Annotated in this window: 1 pseudogene; it reads left to right on the top strand. The window is 58.8% G+C overall.

Annotation, left to right across the window (positions count from 1 at the left end):
• Nucleotides 1–34: 34 nt before the first annotated feature.
• Nucleotides 35–797, top strand: a pseudogene (locus ACOCD2_RS23235) (helicase); the annotation flags it as partial.

Consider the following 797-nt stretch of genomic DNA (forward strand, 5'->3'; position numbering starts at 1 on the left):
ACTGTCTGGTTCCTGGGCACGTTGCACGGAAGGATTGAGCCACCCCCATACGGGCGTGATACGCCCCATCACCTTCGATCACACCGTCAGCAAGGGACGCGACGACGTGGTGCTCATCCATTTGAATCACCGTCTGGTTCAGATGTGCCTACGCCTGATGCGTGCCGAGGTCTGGGCGCAGGACGACGTCAAGAGACTCCACCGAATCGACGTGCGCACGCTGCCAGACGACGAATTGGATGGTCTGGCCGTGGTGGTGATCTCACGTTTGTTGATCACGGGGGGCAACCATCATCGATTGCACGAAGAGCTCACGGCATCTGGCGGCTATCTGAAGGAGAGAGGGTTCAAGCGCGAACCCAGGGTAGGCGTGATAAACGATTGGCTGAACAGCGCCGTGGAGACCGATCTCGGGGAGGAACGATTCCAGGAGATCGGCCGGATCTTCGAAGACAACGAAGAGTCCGTTTGTCGGGCGGTCGACAGCCGTTCCAAGGAACGCTTGAGGAATCTGCTGAACACCCTCGAATCGCGCAAGGAACGCGAGATCTCGGATATCACCACGGTATTGGACGACCTGGCTCGAGCCATCGAGAGCGAACTCGATAAGGAACAGGAACCCAGGCAGTTGGAGATGTTCAGCCAGGACGAACGCCTGCAGGTGGCTCGGGACGACGAGGCGTTGAAGATGCGACTGGCACGGATTCCCGGGGAGAAGGAGCGGGAGATTCAGGCCATCGAACACCGTTACCTGGACTTCACCGATCGCACCTTTCCCGTGGCCGTGATCTTTCTGC

The organism is Thiolapillus sp. (genome assembly GCF_048562965.1).
GTDB lineage: Bacteria > Pseudomonadota > Gammaproteobacteria > Chromatiales > Chromatiaceae > Thiolapillus > Thiolapillus brandeum_A.